Raw genomic sequence first — 20,559 nt, 5'->3', positions numbered from 1 at the left:
AAATCTATTCCTATTCAATCTATTCTTTGTGTAGCGTTCAAATTCAGGCTTTGGCAAGGCGTTTTTTCCAATAGTCGATTTGGCGACGCACTTCTTGTGGGGCGGTACCACCATAACTTTTGCGACTTTGAACCGACTTTTCAACACTCAAGACATCAAAAACATCTTCTGTAATATCAGGGTAAACAGTTTTCAAATCTTCCAAAGTAAGATCGGAAAGATTACATTTTTTCTTTTCTGCCAGAGCGACCGCGTGACCGGTAATATGATGCGCTTCACGAAATGGCAGACCCAATTTTCTAACAAGCCAGTCAGCAAGATCGGTTGCAGTCGAATAACCCGAACCGGCAGCTTTTTTCATAACGTCGCGATTGATCTCGAGATCGCCAATCATACCTGCCATTGCAGCAAGCGATAGTTCCAACGATTGGGCGGCATCAAAAACCTGTTCTTTGTCTTCCTGCATATCTTTTGAATAGGCAAGCGGCAGACCTTTCATAATGGTCAATAAAGCAATTAGTGACCCGTTGATCCGTCCGGTCTTTGCGCGGACAAGTTCTGCCGCATCCGGATTTTTCTTTTGCGGCATAATGGATGAACCGGTCGAAAAAGAATCAGGCAAATGGATAAAGTTGAATTGTGCCGTTGACCAGATAACAATCTCTTCGGCAAGGCGCGAAAGATGGGTGGCGCATATGGCCGTTGCACTTAAAAATTCGAGTGCAAAATCACGATCGGACACACTGTCAATCGAATTTCTTGTCGGCTCTCTGAAACCCAAAGCCTTTGCAGTCATGAAACGATCGGTGGGAAAGCTCGTACCGGCAAGGGCGGCTGCTCCCAAAGGTGATTCGTTCATCCTTTCACGTGCATCATGCATACGCGACAAATCGCGGCCGAACATTTCAACATAGGCCATTAAATGATGGCCAAGGGTAATAGGCTGGGCAACCTGCAAATGCGTAAAGCCCGGCATAAGTGTTTCAACTTCCTGATCGGCACGACCAAGCAATGTTTCAATCAGATGTCTGATAGACTGTATTGTTTTATCGGTTTCTTCCCTGACCCAGAGCCGGAAATCCAAAGCAACCTGATCGTTTCTCGAACGGGCCGTGTGAAGCCTTCCGGCAGCCGAACCAATCAATTCTGCAAGGCGGGCTTCAATATTCATATGAATATCTTCAAGTTTGCGCGAAAAGACAAATTTGCCGCTCTCGATTTCGGCGAGAATGGTTTTCAAGCCTTTTTCGATCTCGTCATAATCGGCAGCCGATATAATACCTTGAGCTGCCAACATAGCGGCGTGTGCCGACGAACCTTTAATATCTTCTTTATAGAGTTTTTTATCAAAACCGATCGAAGCGTTAATCTCTTCCATAATGGCCGCCGGTCCTGAGGCAAAACGACCACCCCACATCTGGTTGCTTGATCCACTGTTGTTCATATATGTTAGCCCCCATCGAAAGGAAGAAAAAATGGTTGCAAGAATTCTAGAAAAAGCAAAATTTTCCGGAACATTCGGGAAAATCATTGCCAAAACTACACTTGGTGCCCTGAGCATATACGCGATAATGATGGGGTCTGACAACCAAGTTTACTCTTTTCCTTCGCTGATTTCTGTTGCCCATGCCGAAGCCGCTTCCCCCTGCACCGGAAATGCCGGAAAAATTGATATGATTAAACAATCGGCAAACGGTTTTTTCAAAAATATGCGTTTTGCAGACGAACCTTATGATGCGCGCAAACTCGCCTTCAAAGATGAAGCCGGTAAAGATCACACATTGGCAGAATTTTCCGGCAAAACCCTACTTGTCAACCTCTGGGCAAGCTGGTGTGTACCCTGCCGCACCGAAATGCCTGAACTTGCCAATCTCAAACGTTCCATTCACAATGATTCATTCGATGTCATGGCCATCAATATTGATAAAACAGCAAGCGACGAAAAAGTGAAAGACTTTTTGAAAAACATAAAAGCCGACAATATTGTTTTCTATCGTGACCAATCCATGGATGTTTTTAATGAAGTGCGCAAACAGGGTTTGGCTGTGGGACTTCCCATTACCATGTTGATCGATAAAAATGGGTGTTTGCTCGGCTCTTATAACGGTTCGGCACCCTGGAGCAATGCCGATTCGGAAAAACTGATGAAAGCGGCAATGGAAGCCGATAAAAAAGACTGATTACCGGTTTTCCATCCAAAACAGCACCGAACACAATAATCAGTATATGAAATTGCCGGTTGAAAACCGGTCAATGGCGGTTTTTGGTAAAATCAGGCTCAAAACCTTGACGTTTTTTGCGTTGCACAGCCAAATCAAGCGCGCCAAGAAATGCCGAGCGGTCACGGCTGGAAAACGGGCGCGGGCCACCGGTTACGACGCCACTTTCCCGCAGATTTTCAAAGAGATTACGGGTGGCCAATGCCGCGCCTATTGTGGCCGCATCAAAAAGCCGACCGGAGGGGGAAATAGCCACTCCACCCTTTTTGACCACACGATCGGCCAATGGCACATCATTGGTAACAACAATACTGGCCTCATCGGCCTTTTCTGCAATCCAGTCGTCTGCCTTGTTCAACCCTTGATCTACAATAACAGCTTCGAGAAAATCCTCATTCGGTATCCTCATGAAGCTGTTCGAGACGATAAAAGTCTTGATATAATAACGTTCGGCTACACGATAGGCTTCCGTTTTGACGGGACAGGCATCGCCATCAAGAAACAACTTTATGATCATTTTGTCCGTCATTGTTTTGCTGTTTTAGCCCTTCTTCTTTTTCCTTGTTCTGTTCTATCGCACGCACCAATTGGCCAGGCTGTTGCTGGCGGTTGCGATAAAACATAATGGCTGCGTTGATTTCTCCGCCGAGAATAAAAATGGCACTCAGCATATAAAGAAAGATGATTGCCACCATGATCGAGGCAAGCCCTGCATAAGTGGAAACATAATTGGCAAACGTTGCCAGATATTGTGCAAATAGCATGGAAGCCACAACCCACACCACCATGGTTACACCAATTCCGGGCAAAATATCGGCCAGTTTCCGCTTTCCTGCAGGAAGCCATTTATGGGCAATCAGCAGGCTAATCAACAAAACAACCACCGCAATGGCATAACGCCAGATGCGGATTGTGCCGACATATTGGGCAATCACCGGATAATCATGTTGAAGGATATTGATGACAAGCGGTGCCAGAACCAGAAGAAAACTGATAACCATCAGGCCGATCGTGCCGACAATCACAAAAAACAGACTTTGAAACCGGCAGAAAAAGAGACTGCGTCTATCAACCACGCGATAGGCACGATTGAGCGCTGTTCGCAATGCTTCCACACCATTTGAGGCAAAATAGGCTGTCCCGATGACCGATATTGTCAACAGACCACCGCGCTGAATAGTCATGACATTGACGACTTCCTTGACAATCGGGCCGGCGATAGCATCCGGCAACATTTTCAAAAGCGCATTCACGCTTTGCTGGGTATAGGCACGTGCCCCGATAAAACTTGCAAGCGATGTTGCAAAAATCAGAAAAGGAAACAGCGCCATCAAACCGGACAAAGCTATATGACTGGCAAAAGCGCTGCCAGAATCACGGAAATAGTGGCTGACAGCGTTATATAAAATGCGCCAACAAAAGCGTAAGGGTCTCAGCGTCAAATCAATGTCTTTCCCGTTAATGAACCCGCACCTAACGGGCAAAACGCACAGACTACCGTATAAAATTATTTTAATTGAGAACGCAATCTATACAAGCATTACAATGAGCATTTCAATGTTTTCCCGTCATTTGATAACGTCACATAAGTTTCATGGACATTGGGGCAACAAAAGCTATCTATATTTTCAAATAGAAAATGGCTTCTCAAGGAACTTAAAAAATGGTCAAAATCAATAAAATCTATACGCGTACCGGTGATGATGGTACAACCGGTCTTGTTAATGGTCCCAGACGCTCGAAAGCCGATTTACGCGTTGACGCTTATGGTTCGATAGATGAAACCAATGCAACAATAGGGCTTGCCCGTCTTGAAACGGTAAGCGATCTCGACAAAATGCTCGAAGAAATACAAAATGATCTTTTCGATCTTGGAGCTGATCTTGCAACCCCTGAACAAAGCGAAAATAAAGGCGATTTACGCGTTCTTTCTACCCAGACAAAACGGCTCGAGAATGAAATCGACAGATTGAATGAAAAACTCTCGCCCTTGAAATCTTTTGTTCTGCCCGGCGGATCCAAAGCATCAGCCTATCTACACCTTGCCCGAACTGTTGCAAGACGTGCCGAACGCATCATTGTCGCGTTAAGCGAGCAAGAAAATGTCAATAAAGATGTTCTAGGCTATATCAACCGGCTTTCGGATTTTCTGTTTGTCGCTGCCCGTTATGCTAATGATTGTGGCAAAAATGATGTATTATGGGTACCGGGAAAGAATCGCTAGAGGAGGAGCACGCGCATGATAAAGACGGTCGCTATTGTCGGAGCAGGGCAAATGGGTGGAGGAATTGCCCAAACTGTTGCGACTGCCGGTTTCGAGGTTCTTCTTTACGATATTTCTGCCGAACAGGTTGAAAAAGCAATTTCTACCATAAAATTCAATCTTGCCCATCTGGTCAAAGCCGGAAAAATGAATGAGCAAAGCCGCCTTGATACGATCAAAAGGCTTTCAACCCGACTGACTCTGGATGAATTGAAGGGGGCCGATCTTATCATTGAAGCAGCAAGCGAAGATGAAAATATAAAGCGGGATATTTTTATCGGATTGTGCGAGAACCTTTCACCTTCAACAATCCTTGCGACCAATACCTCTACCATTTCCATCACCCGTCTTGCTGCAACCACAAACCGTCCGGAAAAATTCATTGGCACGCATTTTATGAATCCGGTGCCACAAATGAAGCTTGTTGAAGTGGTGCGCGGCATTGCAACAAGCGAAGAGACCTACTCGACAATCTGCGATTTTGTCACTTCAATCGGAAAAACTTTTACCGTTACTGAAGACTTTCCGGCCTTTATCGTCAATCGTGTCTTGGTGCCGATGATTAACGAGGCAATTTACGCTCTTTATGAGGGCGTGGGGGATGTCAATGCTATTGATACAGCTTTGAAACTCGGTGCAAATCATCCGATGGGGCCATTGGAACTTGCCGATTTTATCGGACTTGATGTCTGCCTTGCTATTATGCATGTTTTGCATCAGGGATTGTCCGACACGAAATATCGCCCTTGCCCGTTATTGATAAAATATGTCGAAGCCGGCTGGTTGGGGCGCAAAAGCGGCCGCGGTTTTTATGACTATAGCGGTAAAACGCCTATTCCCACACGTTGAGCTTTTTCCGGAACTTTCCGGCTAAAAATGCTCTGAAGAAGAAAAATGGCAACAAACTGGCTTTGAAATTTGAACCCCTGCGGGTGTGAAATTCATAAGTCCATCATCCGGCTTCAAAAAACAGTCCGTGCCGATCGTTATTGGTTCGCGGTTAAAGTCTTGGTCTGTTAGGCGATGAAAAGCCGCAAGAATAATTTGAAAGGTCGCCTGTTAGCTTCGCTTTCCTCTTTTTTCTTCTGCTTGAAGATATTTTTATGCAAAACTTTATCGATGGACAATTTCAAATGAACGGCAAAAAAGCCGACATCTAAAAAACGGATTACCGCCAATAATGTAAGCACGTAAAATTGCCCGACAGAAATCGGTTTCCTCATTCAGAACGGCGCTATTGGAGCGCTGTAAACAGCTATCGACACCGCTTTTGACAAAGGCCAAAGAATTTCCGTGAAAGAATCAGCTACGGAATTTTTCGGGTATGATACGATCAGGCGGACGGTGATGATCGATAAAAGCTTTGATATTGATGATAACTTTTTCACCCATATTGATCCGGCTTTCAACTGTTGCAGACGCCATGTGCGGTAAAAGCACAACTTTGCCCAGATGCGCCAATTTTGCCAAAGCCGGACTGAAGGCCGGTTCTTTTTCAAATACATCAAGTCCTGCCCCTGCAAGTTTGCCACTTTCAATCTGGCGCGCAAGTGCATTTTCATCAATAATTTCGCCACGGGCTGTGTTGACGATATAGGCAGTATCTTGCATTGAAGCGAGCCTTTCTTCCGAAAGGAGATGATAGGTCATTTCGGTAAGCGGGCAATTGATCGAAACAATATCCATTGTTTTCAACATGTCATCGAGATCGGCCCAATAGGTCGCTTCAAGCTGTTCTTCGATTTTTTCGCTCACGCGGGAGCGATTATGATAGTGGATCGAAAGACCGAACGCTTTCGCGCGGCGGGCAACCGCTGTGCCTATACGACCGAGACCAATAATGCCGAGCTTTTTTCCGTAGATACGTCGTCCCAACATCCAGTCCGGAGACCAACCCGGCCAAACACCGTTTTCACTCAGCACATTGGCTCCCTCGACAAGGCGACGTGGCACTGCCAGTATAAGCGCCATTGCCATATCGGCTGTATCTTCTGTTTGAACATTCGGGGTGTTGGTTACGAGAATGCCGCGGCCGGTCGCCGCATTAATGTCGATATTATCAACACCGTTGCCAAAATTGGCAATCATTTTAAGATTATTTCCTGCCTGATCGATAAGGTCCTTGTCAATAACATCAGAAATGGTCGGAACCAGAACATCCGCGCGTTTGACCGCAGCAACCAGCTCTTGTCGAGACATTGGCCGATCCTGTTTGACGACTTCTGTATCAAAAAGCTCGCACATACGCTTTTCAACCTGATCCGGAAGTTTGCGTGTCAAAATGACCAATGGTAATTTTTTCCCCTGCATAGAAATCCTCGAAATATTTCCAGTGTTTTGCCCGAATGTTGAGACCTCTTTAACCACCGATGTGGCATAGGATCATCAGACTGTCTTGAGTCTGATCTGTTATAGCAGAAAAGAAATCAAAGAACATATGAGAAGAAAGGCATGCACAGTGGACAGTTTCGACAAGTTCCGTTTTTCAACCATCGCGAAAATGCTCGTCTATTCCGCGTTGACGGTCTTTTCTACATTATCTCTTTCCGCTGTAAGCTGTGCACAGGAAGAAACCGCTCAGGAAACTCCGGCCAATGTGGGGCCTAGCGGTTTACCATTGCCGCGTTTTGTTTCTATCAAACCGGCACGGGTCAATGTGCGTGTTGGTCCCGGACGCAATTATACGGTTGTATTTTCTTATCAAAAACAAGGATTGCCTGTGGAAATCACGCAGGAATACGATCAATGGCGGAAAATTCGCGACTCGGATGGTGATGAAGGTTGGGTCTACCAGTCCCTTTTATCGGGTCATCGCACAGCCATGATAACGCCTTGGCAAAAAGATAAATCCAAACTTGCCCCCATGCGTCAGGAACCGAGTGAAAACGCACCGCTTGCTGCCGAACTTGAACCCGGTGTCATTGGCACTATTCATAAATGCGACGGGAAATGGTGCGAGCTCAACATAAACCATACGCGTGGCTATGTGGCTCAGGATCAACTTTGGGGTGCTTACCCTGGCGAAAAAGTCAAAGATTGACAAGTTTACCCACATAACCGGAATTGCAATTGCTTTCACCGGTTTTCCCTGTGGAGAAATTGATAGGCTTTCAAGTGGTTTCGGGAAAAAATTTACGCACATCTTGTCCAAAAACCGTTTCACACTTTTTGGGATGTCGCTTTTAAAGTGCACGCACATCTTATCCAAAAACCGTTTCACACTTTTCGGGATGTCGCTTTTAAAGTGCACGCACATCTTATCCAAAAACCGTTTCACACTTTTTGGGATGTCGCTTTTAAGTGCACGCACATCTTGTCCAAAAACCGTTTCACACTTTTCGGGATGTTGCTTTAAAGTGCACGCACATCTTGTCCAAAAACCGTTTCACACTTTTTGGGATGTGACTTTTAAGTGCACGCACATCTTGTCCAAAAACCGTTTCACACTTTTTGGGATGTGGCTTTTAAAGTGCACGCACATCTTATCCAAAAACCGTTTCACACTTTTTGGGATGTGGCTTTTAAGCGCACGCACATCTCGTCCAAAAACCGTTTCACACTTTTTGGGATGTGCGTGTGGCGATGTGCGTGTTAAAACCTTATCACCTCAGACAACCTTCACCACCAGATCATCCAGTCCATCAATATGGCCTACCAATTCATCGCCTTTTTGCACCGGCCCCACGCCCGCCGGCGTTCCCGTCATGATAATATCTCCCGCCTGCAACACGAATAATTGCGACAAATAGGCGATCATTTCAGGAATTTTCCAGATCATCTCGTTCAGATTGCCCGACTGGCGACCTTTACCGTTCACCGAAAGGGTTATCGAACCTTCGTTCATGTTTTTGGTTTGTGATTTTTCAATCAAATGGGAACAGGGAGCCGAATGTTCAAAAGCCTTTGCGGTTTCCCATGAGCGCCCCGCTTTTTTAAGTTCGGCCTGCAAATCACGTCGCGTCATATCAAGGCCGACAGCAAAACCGAATACGCAATCGTCTGCCTCTTTCGTCGTCAGATTTTGTCCACCTTTTTGAAGAGCAACAACAAGCTCTATCTCATGTTCAACATCATGACTTTTCGGCGGATAGGGGAAAACACCGTCAAATACCAGATTATCCGGATTTTTCTGGAAAAAAAACGGCGCTTCCTTTGACGGGTCATGCCCCATTTCTATCGCATGATTTGCATAATTGCGAACAACGCAATAAATTCTGTGAACCGGAAAAACTTTACTGCTCCCTTTGATCGGGATACTGACAATTGCAGGGGGAGTAAATATGAAATCACTCATTTCTTTATCCTCTCGTTTGAAAGAAACTTTCGGAAACTTTCAAGACCGGAAAAGCCGGATGACCGGCTTTTATGAAAAATCGAACTTTATAAAGTTTTTAACCGTTTTTCCGAATACACATTTTTGCAATTTTCAAATTTATAGCCATTTTTCCCGACGGGATGAAGCCGATATTTATTTAACTTCGGTCACGATCAGTCGGACAGCAAAGGCTGTAAAAATTCCGGCCATTAAAAAATCAAGTATTCTTACAAAATGCGGGTTTTCTTTTAAGGCTTTGGCAAATTTGTCGGCAGCCAATACCATCGAAACCGTGAAGGGAAGAGAGATCGGAATGAAAGAAGCTCCGAGAAAAAATATCTTTCCGGGCGCATGCGGGTCGAGCGCATCAACAAATTGCGGCAAAAAGGTCAAATTGAAAAGAAGCACTTTCGGATTTAACAAATTGATCGCAAGACCCGTAAGGTAATTCCGTCTCACACTGAGCTTCTTCTGCTTTTTTCCGTCGACCAAAAAATTCGACCGGTTCAAAAGCGCTTGTAGCGCAAGCCATAAGAGATAGACGGAACCGGCCACTTTGAGGATAAAAAATGCCATTGGCGAGGCTATTATCAACGCCGATAGGCCGACAGAGACCGCAAAAACCTGAATGATAATGCCGGTTGTACAACCGGCAATGCAAGCAAGGCCTGCCGCTTTTCCCTGCGATATGGCACGGCCGACAAAAAGTGCCATATCGGGACCAGGAATGAGCGTCAAAATGATTGCTGCACCGGCAAATTCAAAAAACACATGGGCATCAGGCAAGAAAGACATGGTCATGATCTCTCGTTAATCATCTTTGTCTTATTGTTTTATCAAACCATTTCAATCTGTTTTTATAAGTTTTATGTAAGAAAAAATTTTTGATTGCTTGCATGGTTGCTATCTCCTGATAAAACAGCTCATATCAATTCATTCGGGTCAATCAATTGGGGCCATTAATTATCGGACAGAAAAAATGGAAAAGTGGAAAGACGTTAAAAAAGTTGTACTGGCCTATTCAGGCGGCCTTGATACTTCAATCATATTGAAATGGTTGCAAACCGAACTCGGTGCTGAAGTTATCACCTTCACAGCCGATCTGGGGCAGGGTGAAGAGCTTGAGCCGGCACGCCGCAAAGCCGAAATGCTCGGTGCCAAACAGATTTTTATGGAAGATTTGCGCGAAGAATTTGTTCGCGATTTCGTATTTCCGATGTTTCGCGCCAATGCGGTTTATGAAGGTGTCTACCTTCTTGGAACATCAATTGCACGCCCGCTCATTTCAAAACATCTGATTGAAATTGCCGAAAAAACCGGTGCCGATGCGATTGCTCATGGTGCGACAGGTAAGGGCAACGATCAGGTTCGTTTTGAATTATCGGCTTATGCTTTGAACCCTGATATAAAGATCATTGCGCCATGGCGGGACTGGAATTTCAAGAGCCGTACAGAGCTTCTGGATTTTGCACAAAAACACCAGATTCCTGTGACAAAAGATAAACAGGGTGAAGCACCATTTTCGGTTGACGCGAATTTGCTGCACTCGTCTTCAGAAGGTAAAGTGTTGGAAGACCCGTCACTTCCCGCTCCCGAATATGTGCATTTACGCACTGTCTCGCCTGAAACCGCACCTGATAAACCGACAATTATCACCATCGGCTTCAAGAATGGCGACGCCGTTTCAATCAATGGCAAACAAATGTCGCCGGCAACTTTGCTGACCGAACTCAATAAATATGGTCACGATAACGGTATCGGCCGTGTTGATCTGGTTGAAAACCGCTTTGTCGGTATGAAATCACGCGGTGTCTATGAAACGCCGGGCGGTACAATCCTGCTTGCAGCCCACCGCGCAATTGAATCGATCACGCTTGATCGCGGTGCCGCTCATCTGAAAGACGAGTTGATGCCGCGTTATGCCGAGTTGATTTACAACGGCTTCTGGTTTTCTCCCGAACGCAAAATGTTGCAGGCTGCAATAGATCTGTCGCAGGAAAATGTTGAAGGGGAAGTCAAGCTGAAACTCTATAAGGGCAATGTCATTATTGAAGGCCGCAAGAGTGACAAATCGCTTTATTCGAGTTCACTCGTTACATTTGAAGACGACCACGGCGCCTATGACCAGAAAGATGCTGCAGGCTTCATCAAATTGAATGCTCTGCGCCTTCGCACCCTTGCTGCGCGCGACCGTAAATAAGCATTTTTATCCATATTTTACAAAAGCTCCGGAATGAATCTTCCGGAGCTTTTTATTGTCTTTTGTCATCTCTAAATCCGGCCCGAATTTAGCAAGTTACGTCGTTAAAAGATTTCTCAAAAACAACAAAAAATACCGATCATCAGGTGCTTTTCGTCCCATGTGCCAAGGTGAAAGACCCCGAATTGCCGGCTAAAGGATTGTTTTTTCCCTTATGCAGGACTAAATCCAAAAGAGAAATAAATTGGAAAGGCTCCTTGGATGAAACAAAATCTTGGTAGCGTTGATCGCATTATCCGTATTATTATCGGTGTTGTTCTGCTTTCTCTTATTTTCATTCTTGATAGTGGCGCGCGCTGGTTTGGTTTGATCGGCCTTATTCCGCTTATCACTGCAATTATCGGTTTTTGCCCGCTTTATAAAATATTCGGCCTATCAAGCTGCCCTTTGAAACACTGATAAAACGATTCGCCGCTTTGGTGTACATTGACCCAAAAACTTCAGTCCGTTAGCGGGTTCCCATGAATAGTAATTCGGGAATTTGGATGATGCTCGGATAAGTCACTAACATCATTCCGCCAGTAAAACTCAATACGAAAATAATTGTTGCGGCGATGATACCGGTTGCACCATTCATAAAAGCCGGTGTTTCAATCGGGTTCCGGTTTATCGGCTTTTCGTCGCGGTCTTCCGGATCATCATCTAACGTGACAATGAATAAGCCGAGATTGAGAAGTGGTATGACCAGGAGCCAGGCAGCGCCTTTTTTACCGAATCCGTCCCGCGCACGGGAAACAGAAAGGTACATGGCGATATAACCAAACAGAAATGGCGGGATAGCTGCAAGCAAAACCAGAAATGCCAGTGGCAATGTGCCAATTAATCTGAACACTAGCAAATTGATTGCATAAGTTAATAAAACATAGCCCAAAAACGCAAAGGCAAGTATAAACATATAAGGAATGCGATAAAGCGTCTTCAGACTGATATTGGTAAAATAGGCGAGCACAGCACCAAACAGAAACGAAAGCAGAAGTCCATCCAGTGAAAGAATAAAACCTTTAATAGAAAAAATGTAACTTAACATTTCTATTACTTCTTTCTGAAATTGCTGTTCTAGTAATTACAAAACTTCCGAGAATAATTCCGCCTTTTAAAAAACTTTTTTAAAAGACCCTACTTCTCTTTACGGAGAATAGTATCGTTACCCGAACCGGGCTATATATACCCCGATCGGGATTATATCTCAATTTGAACGGGACGTGAGCCACAATGCAATTATAAGATGAATGCCGATTGAAAAACACGTCGCCTTTAGCTGTTATTATTCTTTAAATATTGTTTTATCTGAACACTAGTGACGATCGACCGAAACGCCATTTTTATCGATTGTCAATTCGACGCCGGATGGTTTTTGCTGTTGTTTCTGTTGGTAAGTCTTATAACCCAAGCCTGCAACAACAACGATAAGAATGCCGATAATAAGAAAAAGGAAATTCCGGTTCATCAAATTGCTCCCTGTTCAAAGTAATAGGGAGCAATATGGAGCACTATTTTCTATTTCAAGGGCAGTATTACCCGGTATTCAATTCAGAATAACCGGAATAACACTTTCAATATGGCTCATTTTAATGGGCTTCATCCCAATTTTTTGCTGCCCGTGCATCAACTTTAAGCGGCACAGTGAGAGACAATGCCGGCATAGTGGCATTTTCCATCACGTCTTTTACGAGAGCGGTGGTTTTTTCAACCTCGTTTTCAGGCAACTCGAAAATCAGTTCATCATGAACCTGCAACAACATTTTTGCCGATAAGCCGGCTTCCTTCAACGCGTCATCCATTTTTATCATGGCGCGACGGATAATATCGGCAGCAGCCCCCTGAATTGGTGCATTAATTGCCGCTCGCTCGTTAAATGCACGCATTTGCGCATTTTTTGAATTGATTTCCGGATAATGGATACGACGCCCGAAAATTGTTTCGACAAAACCATGTTCATGCGCATAGGCTTTGGTTTTTTCCATATAGTCCTTGATACCGGGGAAACGTTCAAAATAGGTGCGGATATATTGGGCTGCTTCCTCGCGCGGAATCGACAATTGATTGGCAAGACCGAAGGCAGAAATGCCATAGATAATCCCGAAATTGATCGCCTTGGCGCGACGGCGAACCTCCGGTGGCATACCCTCGATCGGCACACCGAACATTTCCGATGCCGTCATTGCATGAATATCAAGGCCATCTGCAAACGCTTTCTTCAGTGCTTTAATATCGGCGACATGGGCAAGAACACGCAATTCAATCTGGCTGTAATCGGCCGACAATAGCAAATTACCGGGACCGGCGATAAAAGCGGCACGAATTTTTCTTCCCTCTGTGGTGCGAACCGGAATATTTTGCAAATTCGGATCTGACGAGGCAAGCCTTCCGGTCGACGTTGCAGCCATTGAATAATTCGTATGAACGCGCCCCGTATCGGGTAAAATATAATTCGGAAGAGCATCCGTATAAGTCGATTTCAATTTTGTTAGCTGGCGCCAATCAACAATCTTGCGGGGTAATTCATGCCCCTCTGCTGCCAGATCTTCAAGAACCTGAGCCGATGTTGACCATTGACCGGTTTTGGTTTTCGAGCCGCCGGGCAAACCCATTTTTCCGAACAATATTTCACCCAATTGTTTGGGCGAACCGATATTGAACTTTTCTCCGGCAAGTTGATAGATTTCATCTTCCAAAGCGGCCGCCGACTGGGCAAGCTCGCCGGATAGTCGCGACAATAATTGCCGATCAACCAGAACACCACGTTCTTCCATGCGCGCAAGAACGGTCACCAATGGCCGCTCCAGACGTTCATAAACACGGGTAACACCGCGCGCGACAATTTGCGGTTTTAAAACCCGCCAAAGTCGCAACGTAACATCGGCATCTTCGGCCGCATATTGTGTTGCCCGTTTCAAATCGACGGCTGCAAAACCCGTTGCCGTTTTTCCACTTCCGGCAACCTCTTTGAAAGTAATCGGCTTATGTCCCAACCAGCGCTCTGAAAGTGCGTCCATCCCGTGGGTCAAAGTTCCGGCATCCAGAACATAGGAAAGCAACATCGTATCGTCGAAAGACCGGATTGTGACCTGATATTGTCGCATTACCAGCCAATCATATTTCATATTTTGCGCAATTTTTAATATTGCAGGATTTTCCAATACCGGTTTCAATAAAGCGACGGCTTTTTGTGTATCAATTTGTCCCTTCAGGCGTCCGCCGCCCAGTAAATCATTGCTACCATCGACATGGTTAAGTGGCACATAGGCCGCTTCACCGGCATTAAGACCTATAGAAAAGCCGACAAGTTCCGCTTGCATCGGATCAAGTGAAGTCGTTTCGGTATCGAATGCAAAGAACCCCTGTTCCAAAGCCCGATCAAGCCACTGTTTCAGTTCGGCTTCGTCCGTTATGGTGTGATAAGCGGTGGTATCTATTTTTTCTGTGAGTGCTTCTTTTTTACGTTTTTCTGCAAGAAGCTGCGGGGTGTTTTCCTGTGCACCGTCAGAGCCGCTTTTTTGTTCTTGCTCAAGATTGCCACTCGCTTCCGGCGCTCCGCCGACATCCGAACCCGACTCAAGATCAGGACCGTGGGCACTCTTGCCCCATTCGACATCAAGATTGACCGGCTCGATCAAAGCTGCATCACAATTGGTCGCTTCTGCAACACGGCGCGTCAAAGAATTGAATTCCATTGCTTTCAAAAAGCCGATAAGGCGCGGCCCGTCGGTTGGCTCCAACAGAAGCCCATCAAGACCGATTTCAAGCGGAACATCGGTTTTCAATGTTACAAGTTGACGTGCCAATCTTGCCTGATCGGCAAATTCAATGATATTTTCACGACGTTTTTGTTGTTTGATGTCTCCGGCATGAGCCAACAGCGTATCAAGATCACCAAATTCATCAAGAAGCTGGGCTGCTGTTTTCGGGCCAATACCCGGAACACCTGGAACATTATCGGTCGAATCGCCGGTAAGAGATTGCAAATCAATCATCTTTTCAGGCGGAACGCCCCATTTTTCAATAACTTCTTTAATGCCGATCGGGCGGTCTTTCATGCCGTCATACATCCCGACCTGTTGATTGACGAGTTGCATGAGATCCTTGTCGGAAGAAATGATTGTCGTTTTTGCACCACTTCGGGTAGCCGCCGAAGCATAAGTCGCGATAATATCGTCCGCCTCATAACCTTCTTTTTCAATGCAGGGTAGATTGAAAGCGCGGGTAGCCTGCCTGATAAGGCTGAATTGGGGAATAAGATCTTCAGGTGGAGTAGGGCGGTTTGCTTTATATTCGGGATATATCTTTTTACGGAACGTTTCCGATGAATAGTCAAAAATGACAGCAAAATGCGTCGGCACAACGCCAACTGCTGTATCACGCGCATCACACAGCAATTTCCAGAGCATATTGCAAAAACCCGCCAGTGCACCAACAGGCAAACCGTCTTTTTTCCGTGTTAATGGCGGCAAAGCGTGATAGGCGCGAAAAATATAGCTTGAACCGTCAACGAGAAAAAGGTGATCATTTTTGTGCATCGTCAATCCTGACATCGAATTTTGAAAACATTTTATAGTCTAAAAGCATATTGAACCAAAAAAGCCCATCGGCAAACGATAGAAAATGTGGAGCGCGCAAAATTTATCGTCAGGTCCTTATAGGTTCTTTTCACGCATTTGTTACAAAATGTTAATATAGTTGCCCTTGAAAAGCCATTTTTAAATTCTTTTATATGACCTATCGACACTGCGTCGATATGTCCGGTTGTCCGGCTTTGTCCCCCGCCGTTTACCGGATGCAACAGTCTACTTTCCCTCTCCGGACTGTTGATTGAAGTGCAGTAAAAAAGGCCGTTGTGGTTTCCCCCTCTCCACAACGGTCTATTTTTATAAACCGGCCTATTTTTATCAAAAGACCGCCTGAAAACAGGTTTTAACAAGATCGAACAGATTCAACTGCAATAAAGTCGATTGCAAGAACATCTATAAATCAATCGTTAGAGCACGCGCCGCTCGATTGTAAATTCCCTTTTTAGCAGAGTTTCAAAGGTGTTAGCCGGTTTTTATAAATTTCAAATCGGTTCTGTCGGAAATTGATTTCATTTTTTTGAAGATTTCACAAAAACCAATCCCCGCGTCAGGATATTTCGGATTTTGCCGTTATTCGGCTTTTGCCGACACTTCAATTTTTAATGTGGCTCCACATGGCTTTTTCGCCGATTTTTGCAAGCAAAGCGTCATGGGCGGCTTTATCTTCTTCGCTCAAACGGCTTGGCAATGGCTGAGGGCGAGTTTTCAGAACAATTTTACTCTGATCTTCGTTTTCGTTTGATTGGCTGTCAGCTTTTCCACCGTCAAATCCCAGAGCACCCTGTTTGCCGCCAATAAGTTCGATATAAACGTCGGCGAGAATTTCAGAGTCGAGCAAAGCACCATGTAGCGTCCGGCGTGAATTATCAATACCGAAGCGTTTACACAAAGCATCCAGAGAATTTGGCCCCATCGGAAATTTCCGTCGTGCCATCGCCAATGTATCAATAATACGATCAACACTGATAAGAGGTTTATGAATACGCCCCAATTCGGCATTCAAAAAACCGAGGTCGAAATTCGCATTATGGGCAATCAGTGTCGCGCCTTCGATAAAGGAAAGAAAATCATCGGCTATTTCTTCAAATTTCGGCTCGTCCTTGAGGCGCTCATTGGTAAGACCATGGACTGCCACAACCTCGTCAGGAATAATCACACCCTGAGGATTGAGATAGACATGAAAAGTTTTATCAGTGAGATAGCGATCAACCATCTCCACACAGCCGATTTCGACAATACGGTCTGTTTCTTTGTGAAGGCCTGTTGTTTCAGTATCAAAAATAATTTCTCTCATAAAAACCTGCTCTCACCTACTCTTTAACCTGCCTTGACTTGCATTGCTGTTTTTGCACGAATTGCACCTTCATAATGGATTATTTCCTATCTTTCTTGCGTCTTGAAGAGGCAATAAACAACAAATCGTCTTTCCGTTGACTATATTCGCTCACCTCACCGGAAGGGTGAAAATCAAAAATAATCGACGCAAAAACGTTTTGATGATTCCTACATCCTATCTCTGAAAGAAACTATGGATAATCCGGATATAACATCGCCAAAATCTGCGATTAAGTCGTCATTTCAATTTTACAAAAATTGTCACCCGAAAATACCCTTATTTTTTATCGACGGGCAGTTTACTTGCCGGTCAAGCGGGCAATCAGATGTTTTACCTGTTGTCTGGCATCATCGAGACTCTTGCCGGTATCAATAACAAAATCGGCACGCCTTCGCTTTTCTTCATCGGTTATTTGACGAGACAAGATGCGGTCGAGTTTTTCATCATCCCAGCCGCTGCGGGCAAGCACACGTTGCCGCTGGATTGCAAGCGGAGCCGAAACAACCGCTATTTTGTCAACCCGTCCTTCCGGCCCCGTTTCAAATAATAAAGGAATATCGAGAACCACAAGCGGGGCACCCTGATTGCGGTGCTTTTTGACAAAATCCTTTTCTTTTTTGCGTACCAGAGGGTGAATGAACTTTTCCAAAACGGCAAGCTTTGACGGATCTTTGACAATTGCTTTTGATAATTTTGACCGGTCTATCCGGCCATCAGTCAGACAATCGGGGAAAATACGGCTTAAATTTTCGATAACCTCTTTACTTTCGTAAAGTTCATGAACAGCCTTGTCGGCATTATAAACAGGAACACCGGCTTCCTCGAAAAAGCCGGCCGTTGTCGTTTTTCCCATGCCTATAGAACCTGTAAGCCCAAGGATAATCATTTATTCGCCCATTTTACCCAGAATTTCTTGTCGTAATTCATTGTCCACAACAGGTCTCATTCCAAACCAACGTTCAAACCCCGGTACAGCCTGATGAAGCAACATTCCGATTCCATCAACATAATTGAGGTTCTTGGCTTTGGCTTCCAATAGAATTGGTGTCATCAAAGGAGTATAAACAATATCTGTCACCAGAACAGACGGCTTTGCCTGATCGAGATGGATAAACGGTTTGCTATCTTTTTCGATAAGGTTATTTGTCATCCCCAAAGATGTCGTATTGACGATTAAATCCGCCAGAGGAACGAGATCATCTATTTGGCTCCAATTGCGTGCTTTTACCTGATTGCCAAAATAACCGGCAAGCTTTTCGGCACGTGATCTCGTCCGGTTTACAAGATAAATATTGTCAAAACCGCGTTGTTCGAGTGTATAGATAACTGCCCGCGCCGCCCCTCCGGCGCCAATGACAAGTGCCACATTTCCACCCCAACCGGGGGCAAAATCGTCAAGATTGGCTTCAAAGCCATAGCCATCGGTATTGCTCGCACAAAGTATGTTATTCTCGAACCATAATGTATTGGCAGCACCTATCCTTAAAGCGGCCTCGTCTTTTTTTTCGGCAAGGCGGAAGGCTTCTTCCTTATGGGGCAGCGTAACATTGCCGCCGCAAAAACCTTTTTTTTGCAGCGAATTGATAAATGTTTCAAAATTTTCCGGTGTTACCTCGACCGCATCATAAGTTCCGGCCAACTTATATTTTTTGAGCCAAAAGCGATGAATTTGCGGTGAAAGGGAATGCCCGACCGGATAGCCGGTTACAAAAGCATGGGGAATTTCTGTCGTTATATGTGTCATCTTATCGAATGATGATTCCTGTCTCGCGTAATTTCTGCAACAATAATAAGAGAGGTAAACCGATAATGGTAAAATAATCTCCTTCTATTTTGTCAAATAGCTGGATACCCAAGCCTTCAACCTGATAGGCACCGACACTTGATTGAACATTTTCTCCTGCTTTATCGATATAATAATCTATAAATTCCGGCGATAATGAACGGACTGTCATTTTTGCAGTCGAAAGCCCGACCCAATCGGCTTTACCGGCTTTTGCCAAAGCGATACCGCTATGAAGATAATGTGTTTTTCCCGATAAAGCGACGAGACGCTGCCGCACGCCCTCAAGATTTGACACTTTGTGGAGTGCTTTTCCTTCAAGATCGAGTGTTTGATCGCATCCGATAACAAGCGAATCGGGAAACCGGCCGGAAACATCTTCAGCCTTTTTTATTGCCAATTCTTTGGCAAGCTCTTGAGGCGTGATTTTACCCAAAGCTTTTTCCAGTTCACGTTCATCTATTTTTGCTCCTTCAACACCGAATTCGAGACCGGCATTTTCCAGAATCGATTTTCGGAACGGGCTTAAAGATGCGAGAATGAGCGGTTTATGTTGCATAATTTTTCTTTTTATCAATATTCAGATCTGATGATCGCGCAGGTAAAGTTCGAGAATTGCAGTTGCCGTTTCCTCGATAGAACGGCGTGAAACATCGATAATAGGCCAATTGTTGCGCATGCAAATCTGTTTTGCATTATTGAGTTCCTGCGCGATGCTTGCCCTGTCGATATAGCTTTCAGTGGTGAGACCTCCACCGATATTGCGACTTTGCCGCACCTGACTTATCCGGTCGGCAGAAGCAATAAGACCGACAATTAACGGTTTTTTTGACAAAAAGAGCTGATTGGGTGGTTCAACACCCGGCACCAGTGGAACATTGGCTGTTTTTATACCACGATTGGCAAGATAGATACTTGTCGGCGTTTTTGATGTTCGCGAAATTCCGACGAGAATCACATCGGCATTTTGTAAGCCATCCGGCAATTGGCCGTCATCATGATCCATTGTGTAATCGAGTGCCTCGATGCGCTTGAAATAATCTGCATCAAGTTGGTGTTGGGCACTGGCACGCCGGTTTGCCGGCAGCCTTAAAAAGGAATGAAATGCCTGAAAAACCGGATCAAGAACAGAAACCGAAGGCACACCCATTTTATCACATGCCGAATGTAATAAATGCGCTATTTTTTCATCCACTATTGTATAAAGCACAATTCCGGGGTTCCGGTTGATCTGGCCGATCACTTCCTGCAATTGGGCTTCGTTACGAATAAGCGGATAAACATGTTCGATTGCACGCGCTTCTACATATTGCGAGGCCACAGCACGACCTGCCGACAGGAGAGTCTCTCCGGTCGCATCAGAAATCATATATAAATGAAAGTCCAATTTTTCTTTTGTCACAGGATTCACAGGCCCTTGTTGAAAGATGTGCAAAGAAACAAGCATTTTGTGCACACCAAAAAAATGTGAGGATAACTCCATGATGTTATACACAAGCCAATGCATTGTGGGAAATTCAAATTCACGCTTTTGGATTATGGGAAAAACCCTGTTTCGTTAAAAATTTATAGCACCCTTTATAACCAATCGTAAAACAAAGAACCTGCTTGATTTTATATATCATTTTGCAATTTATCGGTTAAATAGAGAGGCTCTAAAAAAGCCGCTTTGTAATTTTTTAAAATTCCGCCAAATCTGTGGATAAAATAAGGTTAATAAATAATTAACAGAAAACACAGACTCTAAGAATCAGAATCCCAGATTCAAAATAATTTCTTTATTGAAACCCACTTATGGAAAAGCCAACATAAGCC

At 44.7% G+C, this 20,559-nt stretch carries 20 protein-coding genes; 6 read left to right on the top strand and 14 right to left on the bottom strand.

Going from position 1 to position 20,559, the window contains the following annotated elements:
- Positions 1-43 precede the first annotated feature (43 nt).
- On the bottom strand, positions 44-1,444 hold the full coding sequence (argH, locus tag BBC0122_RS00095) for an argininosuccinate lyase (protein WP_077990226.1): 1,401 nt from the start codon (positions 1,442-1,444) through the stop codon (positions 44-46).
- 31 nt (positions 1,445-1,475) lie between these two features.
- Here argH and BBC0122_RS00090 point away from each other — a divergent pair, with 31 nt between their 5' ends.
- Entirely contained in the window at positions 1,476-2,180 is a 705-nt protein-coding gene (locus tag BBC0122_RS00090) for a TlpA disulfide reductase family protein (RefSeq protein ID WP_077990224.1), read from the top strand.
- A 70-nt stretch (positions 2,181-2,250) separates the two neighbouring features.
- Here the strand turns inward: BBC0122_RS00090 and BBC0122_RS00085 are convergent, their stop codons facing one another.
- Together BBC0122_RS00085 and BBC0122_RS00080 are read right to left on the bottom strand one after the other, a co-directional pair.
- Positions 2,251-2,736, bottom strand: coding sequence for a YaiI/YqxD family protein (locus tag BBC0122_RS00085; protein WP_225868127.1), 486 nt, complete (start codon positions 2,734-2,736; stop codon positions 2,251-2,253).
- A complete protein-coding gene (locus BBC0122_RS00080; protein ID WP_077990222.1) occupies positions 2,714-3,661 on the bottom strand; it encodes a YihY/virulence factor BrkB family protein in 948 nt (315 codons plus the stop codon). The genes BBC0122_RS00085 and BBC0122_RS00080 overlap by 23 nt, the downstream gene beginning before the upstream one ends.
- A 221-nt stretch (positions 3,662-3,882) precedes the next feature.
- On the opposite strand from BBC0122_RS00080, the gene BBC0122_RS00075 reads away from it, so the two are divergent.
- Positions 3,883-4,443, top strand: coding sequence for a cob(I)yrinic acid a,c-diamide adenosyltransferase (locus BBC0122_RS00075; RefSeq protein ID WP_077990221.1), 561 nt, complete (start codon positions 3,883-3,885; stop codon positions 4,441-4,443).
- 15 nt (positions 4,444-4,458) lie between these two features.
- On the top strand, positions 4,459-5,331 hold the full coding sequence (locus tag BBC0122_RS00070; protein ID WP_077990220.1) for a 3-hydroxybutyryl-CoA dehydrogenase: 873 nt from the start codon (positions 4,459-4,461) through the stop codon (positions 5,329-5,331).
- 453 nt (positions 5,332-5,784) lie between these two features.
- On the opposite strand, the gene BBC0122_RS00065 is transcribed toward BBC0122_RS00070, so the two are convergent.
- On the bottom strand, positions 5,785-6,792 hold the full coding sequence (locus BBC0122_RS00065; protein WP_077990218.1) for a 2-hydroxyacid dehydrogenase: 1,008 nt from the start codon (positions 6,790-6,792) through the stop codon (positions 5,785-5,787).
- 148 nt (positions 6,793-6,940) lie between these two features.
- On the opposite strand from BBC0122_RS00065, the gene BBC0122_RS00060 reads away from it, so the two are divergent.
- Positions 6,941-7,522: an SH3 domain-containing protein gene (locus tag BBC0122_RS00060; RefSeq protein WP_225868126.1), complete on the top strand. Its 582-nt coding sequence runs from the start codon at positions 6,941-6,943 to the stop codon at positions 7,520-7,522.
- 567 nt (positions 7,523-8,089) lie between these two features.
- On the opposite strand, the gene BBC0122_RS00055 is transcribed toward BBC0122_RS00060, so the two are convergent.
- Both BBC0122_RS00055 and BBC0122_RS00050 read right to left on the bottom strand, forming a co-directional pair.
- Positions 8,090-8,776 (bottom strand): fumarylacetoacetate hydrolase family protein, encoded by a 687-nt coding sequence (locus BBC0122_RS00055; protein ID WP_077990217.1) that lies wholly within the window; start codon positions 8,774-8,776, stop codon positions 8,090-8,092.
- A 174-nt stretch (positions 8,777-8,950) separates the two neighbouring features.
- Positions 8,951-9,592 (bottom strand): LysE family translocator, encoded by a 642-nt coding sequence (locus BBC0122_RS00050; RefSeq protein ID WP_077994358.1) that lies wholly within the window; start codon positions 9,590-9,592, stop codon positions 8,951-8,953.
- A 184-nt stretch (positions 9,593-9,776) separates the two neighbouring features.
- Here BBC0122_RS00050 and BBC0122_RS00045 point away from each other — a divergent pair, with 184 nt between their 5' ends.
- The gene (locus tag BBC0122_RS00045; protein WP_077990216.1) at positions 9,777-10,997 is read left to right on the top strand and encodes an argininosuccinate synthase; all 1,221 of its coding nucleotides are present in this window, start codon (positions 9,777-9,779) and stop codon (positions 10,995-10,997) included.
- A 261-nt stretch (positions 10,998-11,258) separates the two neighbouring features.
- The gene (locus BBC0122_RS00040; RefSeq protein ID WP_077990215.1) at positions 11,259-11,456 is read left to right on the top strand and encodes a YgaP family membrane protein; all 198 of its coding nucleotides are present in this window, start codon (positions 11,259-11,261) and stop codon (positions 11,454-11,456) included.
- 49 nt (positions 11,457-11,505) lie between these two features.
- Here BBC0122_RS00040 and BBC0122_RS00035 read toward each other — a convergent pair whose 3' ends face one another.
- The 8 genes from BBC0122_RS00035 to BBC0122_RS00005 all read right to left on the bottom strand — a co-directional run bounded on the left by BBC0122_RS00035 (position 11,506) and on the right by BBC0122_RS00005 (position 20,146).
- Positions 11,506-12,084: a hypothetical protein gene (locus tag BBC0122_RS00035; protein ID WP_077990214.1), complete on the bottom strand. Its 579-nt coding sequence runs from the start codon at positions 12,082-12,084 to the stop codon at positions 11,506-11,508.
- 267 nt (positions 12,085-12,351) lie between these two features.
- The gene (locus tag BBC0122_RS12930) at positions 12,352-12,504 is read right to left on the bottom strand and encodes a hypothetical protein (protein WP_188318054.1); all 153 of its coding nucleotides are present in this window, start codon (positions 12,502-12,504) and stop codon (positions 12,352-12,354) included.
- A 121-nt stretch (positions 12,505-12,625) separates the two neighbouring features.
- Complete coding sequence (gene polA, locus BBC0122_RS00030) at positions 12,626-15,574, bottom strand: DNA polymerase I (RefSeq protein ID WP_077990212.1); 2,949 nt, start codon at positions 15,572-15,574, stop codon at positions 12,626-12,628.
- Between the two features lie 643 nt (positions 15,575-16,217).
- Entirely contained in the window at positions 16,218-16,919 is a 702-nt protein-coding gene (gene dnaQ / locus BBC0122_RS00025; RefSeq protein WP_077990210.1) for a DNA polymerase III subunit epsilon, read from the bottom strand.
- Between the two features lie 340 nt (positions 16,920-17,259).
- On the bottom strand, positions 17,260-17,847 hold the full coding sequence (coaE, locus tag BBC0122_RS00020) for a dephospho-CoA kinase (protein ID WP_077990209.1): 588 nt from the start codon (positions 17,845-17,847) through the stop codon (positions 17,260-17,262).
- Positions 17,848-18,705, bottom strand: coding sequence for a shikimate dehydrogenase (locus BBC0122_RS00015; RefSeq protein ID WP_077990208.1), 858 nt, complete (start codon positions 18,703-18,705; stop codon positions 17,848-17,850). It lies immediately after the preceding gene.
- A gap of 1 nt (position 18,706) precedes the next feature.
- Positions 18,707-19,303 carry a Maf family nucleotide pyrophosphatase gene (locus BBC0122_RS00010; RefSeq protein ID WP_077990206.1) on the bottom strand — a complete coding sequence of 199 codons (597 nt, stop codon included), beginning with the start codon at positions 19,301-19,303 and terminating at the stop codon, positions 18,707-18,709.
- Positions 19,304-19,324: 21 nt separating this feature from the next.
- Positions 19,325-20,146 (bottom strand): pyruvate, water dikinase regulatory protein, encoded by an 822-nt coding sequence (locus BBC0122_RS00005; RefSeq protein ID WP_077994356.1) that lies wholly within the window; start codon positions 20,144-20,146, stop codon positions 19,325-19,327.
- Positions 20,147-20,559: the final 413 nt, after the last annotated feature.

This window comes from Ditibartonella choladocola (assembly GCF_002007565.1).
GTDB lineage: Bacteria > Pseudomonadota > Alphaproteobacteria > Rhizobiales > Rhizobiaceae > Bartonella > Bartonella choladocola.
The sequence above is the reverse complement of the archived record's forward strand: the minus strand, read 5'-3'. Positions and strand labels throughout refer to the sequence as shown.

What these genes read in the sequence shown, in the direction of transcription:
- BBC0122_RS00035 (WP_077990214.1), bottom strand. Translation starts at nt 12,084, where the DNA reads ATGTTAAGTTACATTTTTTCTATTAAAGGTTTTATTCTTTCACTGGAT.
- BBC0122_RS00010 (WP_077990206.1), bottom strand. Translation starts at nt 19,303, where the DNA reads ATGCAACATAAACCGCTCATTCTCGCATCTTTAAGCCCGTTCCGAAAA.
- polA (WP_077990212.1), bottom strand. Translation starts at nt 15,574, where the DNA reads ATGCACAAAAATGATCACCTTTTTCTCGTTGACGGTTCAAGCTATATT.
- BBC0122_RS00050 (WP_077994358.1), bottom strand. Translation starts at nt 9,592, where the DNA reads ATGTCTTTCTTGCCTGATGCCCATGTGTTTTTTGAATTTGCCGGTGCA.
- BBC0122_RS00075 (WP_077990221.1), top strand. Translation starts at nt 3,883, where the DNA reads ATGGTCAAAATCAATAAAATCTATACGCGTACCGGTGATGATGGTACA.
- BBC0122_RS12930 (WP_188318054.1), bottom strand. Translation starts at nt 12,504, where the DNA reads ATGAACCGGAATTTCCTTTTTCTTATTATCGGCATTCTTATCGTTGTT.
- BBC0122_RS00090 (WP_077990224.1), top strand. Translation starts at nt 1,476, where the DNA reads ATGGTTGCAAGAATTCTAGAAAAAGCAAAATTTTCCGGAACATTCGGG.
- argH (WP_077990226.1), bottom strand. Translation starts at nt 1,444, where the DNA reads ATGAACAACAGTGGATCAAGCAACCAGATGTGGGGTGGTCGTTTTGCC.
- BBC0122_RS00085 (WP_225868127.1), bottom strand. Translation starts at nt 2,736, where the DNA reads ATGATCATAAAGTTGTTTCTTGATGGCGATGCCTGTCCCGTCAAAACG.
- dnaQ (WP_077990210.1), bottom strand. Translation starts at nt 16,919, where the DNA reads ATGAGAGAAATTATTTTTGATACTGAAACAACAGGCCTTCACAAAGAA.
- BBC0122_RS00065 (WP_077990218.1), bottom strand. Translation starts at nt 6,792, where the DNA reads ATGCAGGGGAAAAAATTACCATTGGTCATTTTGACACGCAAACTTCCG.
- BBC0122_RS00040 (WP_077990215.1), top strand. Translation starts at nt 11,259, where the DNA reads ATGAAACAAAATCTTGGTAGCGTTGATCGCATTATCCGTATTATTATC.
- coaE (WP_077990209.1), bottom strand. Translation starts at nt 17,847, where the DNA reads ATGATTATCCTTGGGCTTACAGGTTCTATAGGCATGGGAAAAACGACA.
- BBC0122_RS00070 (WP_077990220.1), top strand. Translation starts at nt 4,459, where the DNA reads ATGATAAAGACGGTCGCTATTGTCGGAGCAGGGCAAATGGGTGGAGGA.
- BBC0122_RS00015 (WP_077990208.1), bottom strand. Translation starts at nt 18,705, where the DNA reads ATGACACATATAACGACAGAAATTCCCCATGCTTTTGTAACCGGCTAT.
- BBC0122_RS00055 (WP_077990217.1), bottom strand. Translation starts at nt 8,776, where the DNA reads ATGAGTGATTTCATATTTACTCCCCCTGCAATTGTCAGTATCCCGATC.
- BBC0122_RS00045 (WP_077990216.1), top strand. Translation starts at nt 9,777, where the DNA reads ATGGAAAAGTGGAAAGACGTTAAAAAAGTTGTACTGGCCTATTCAGGC.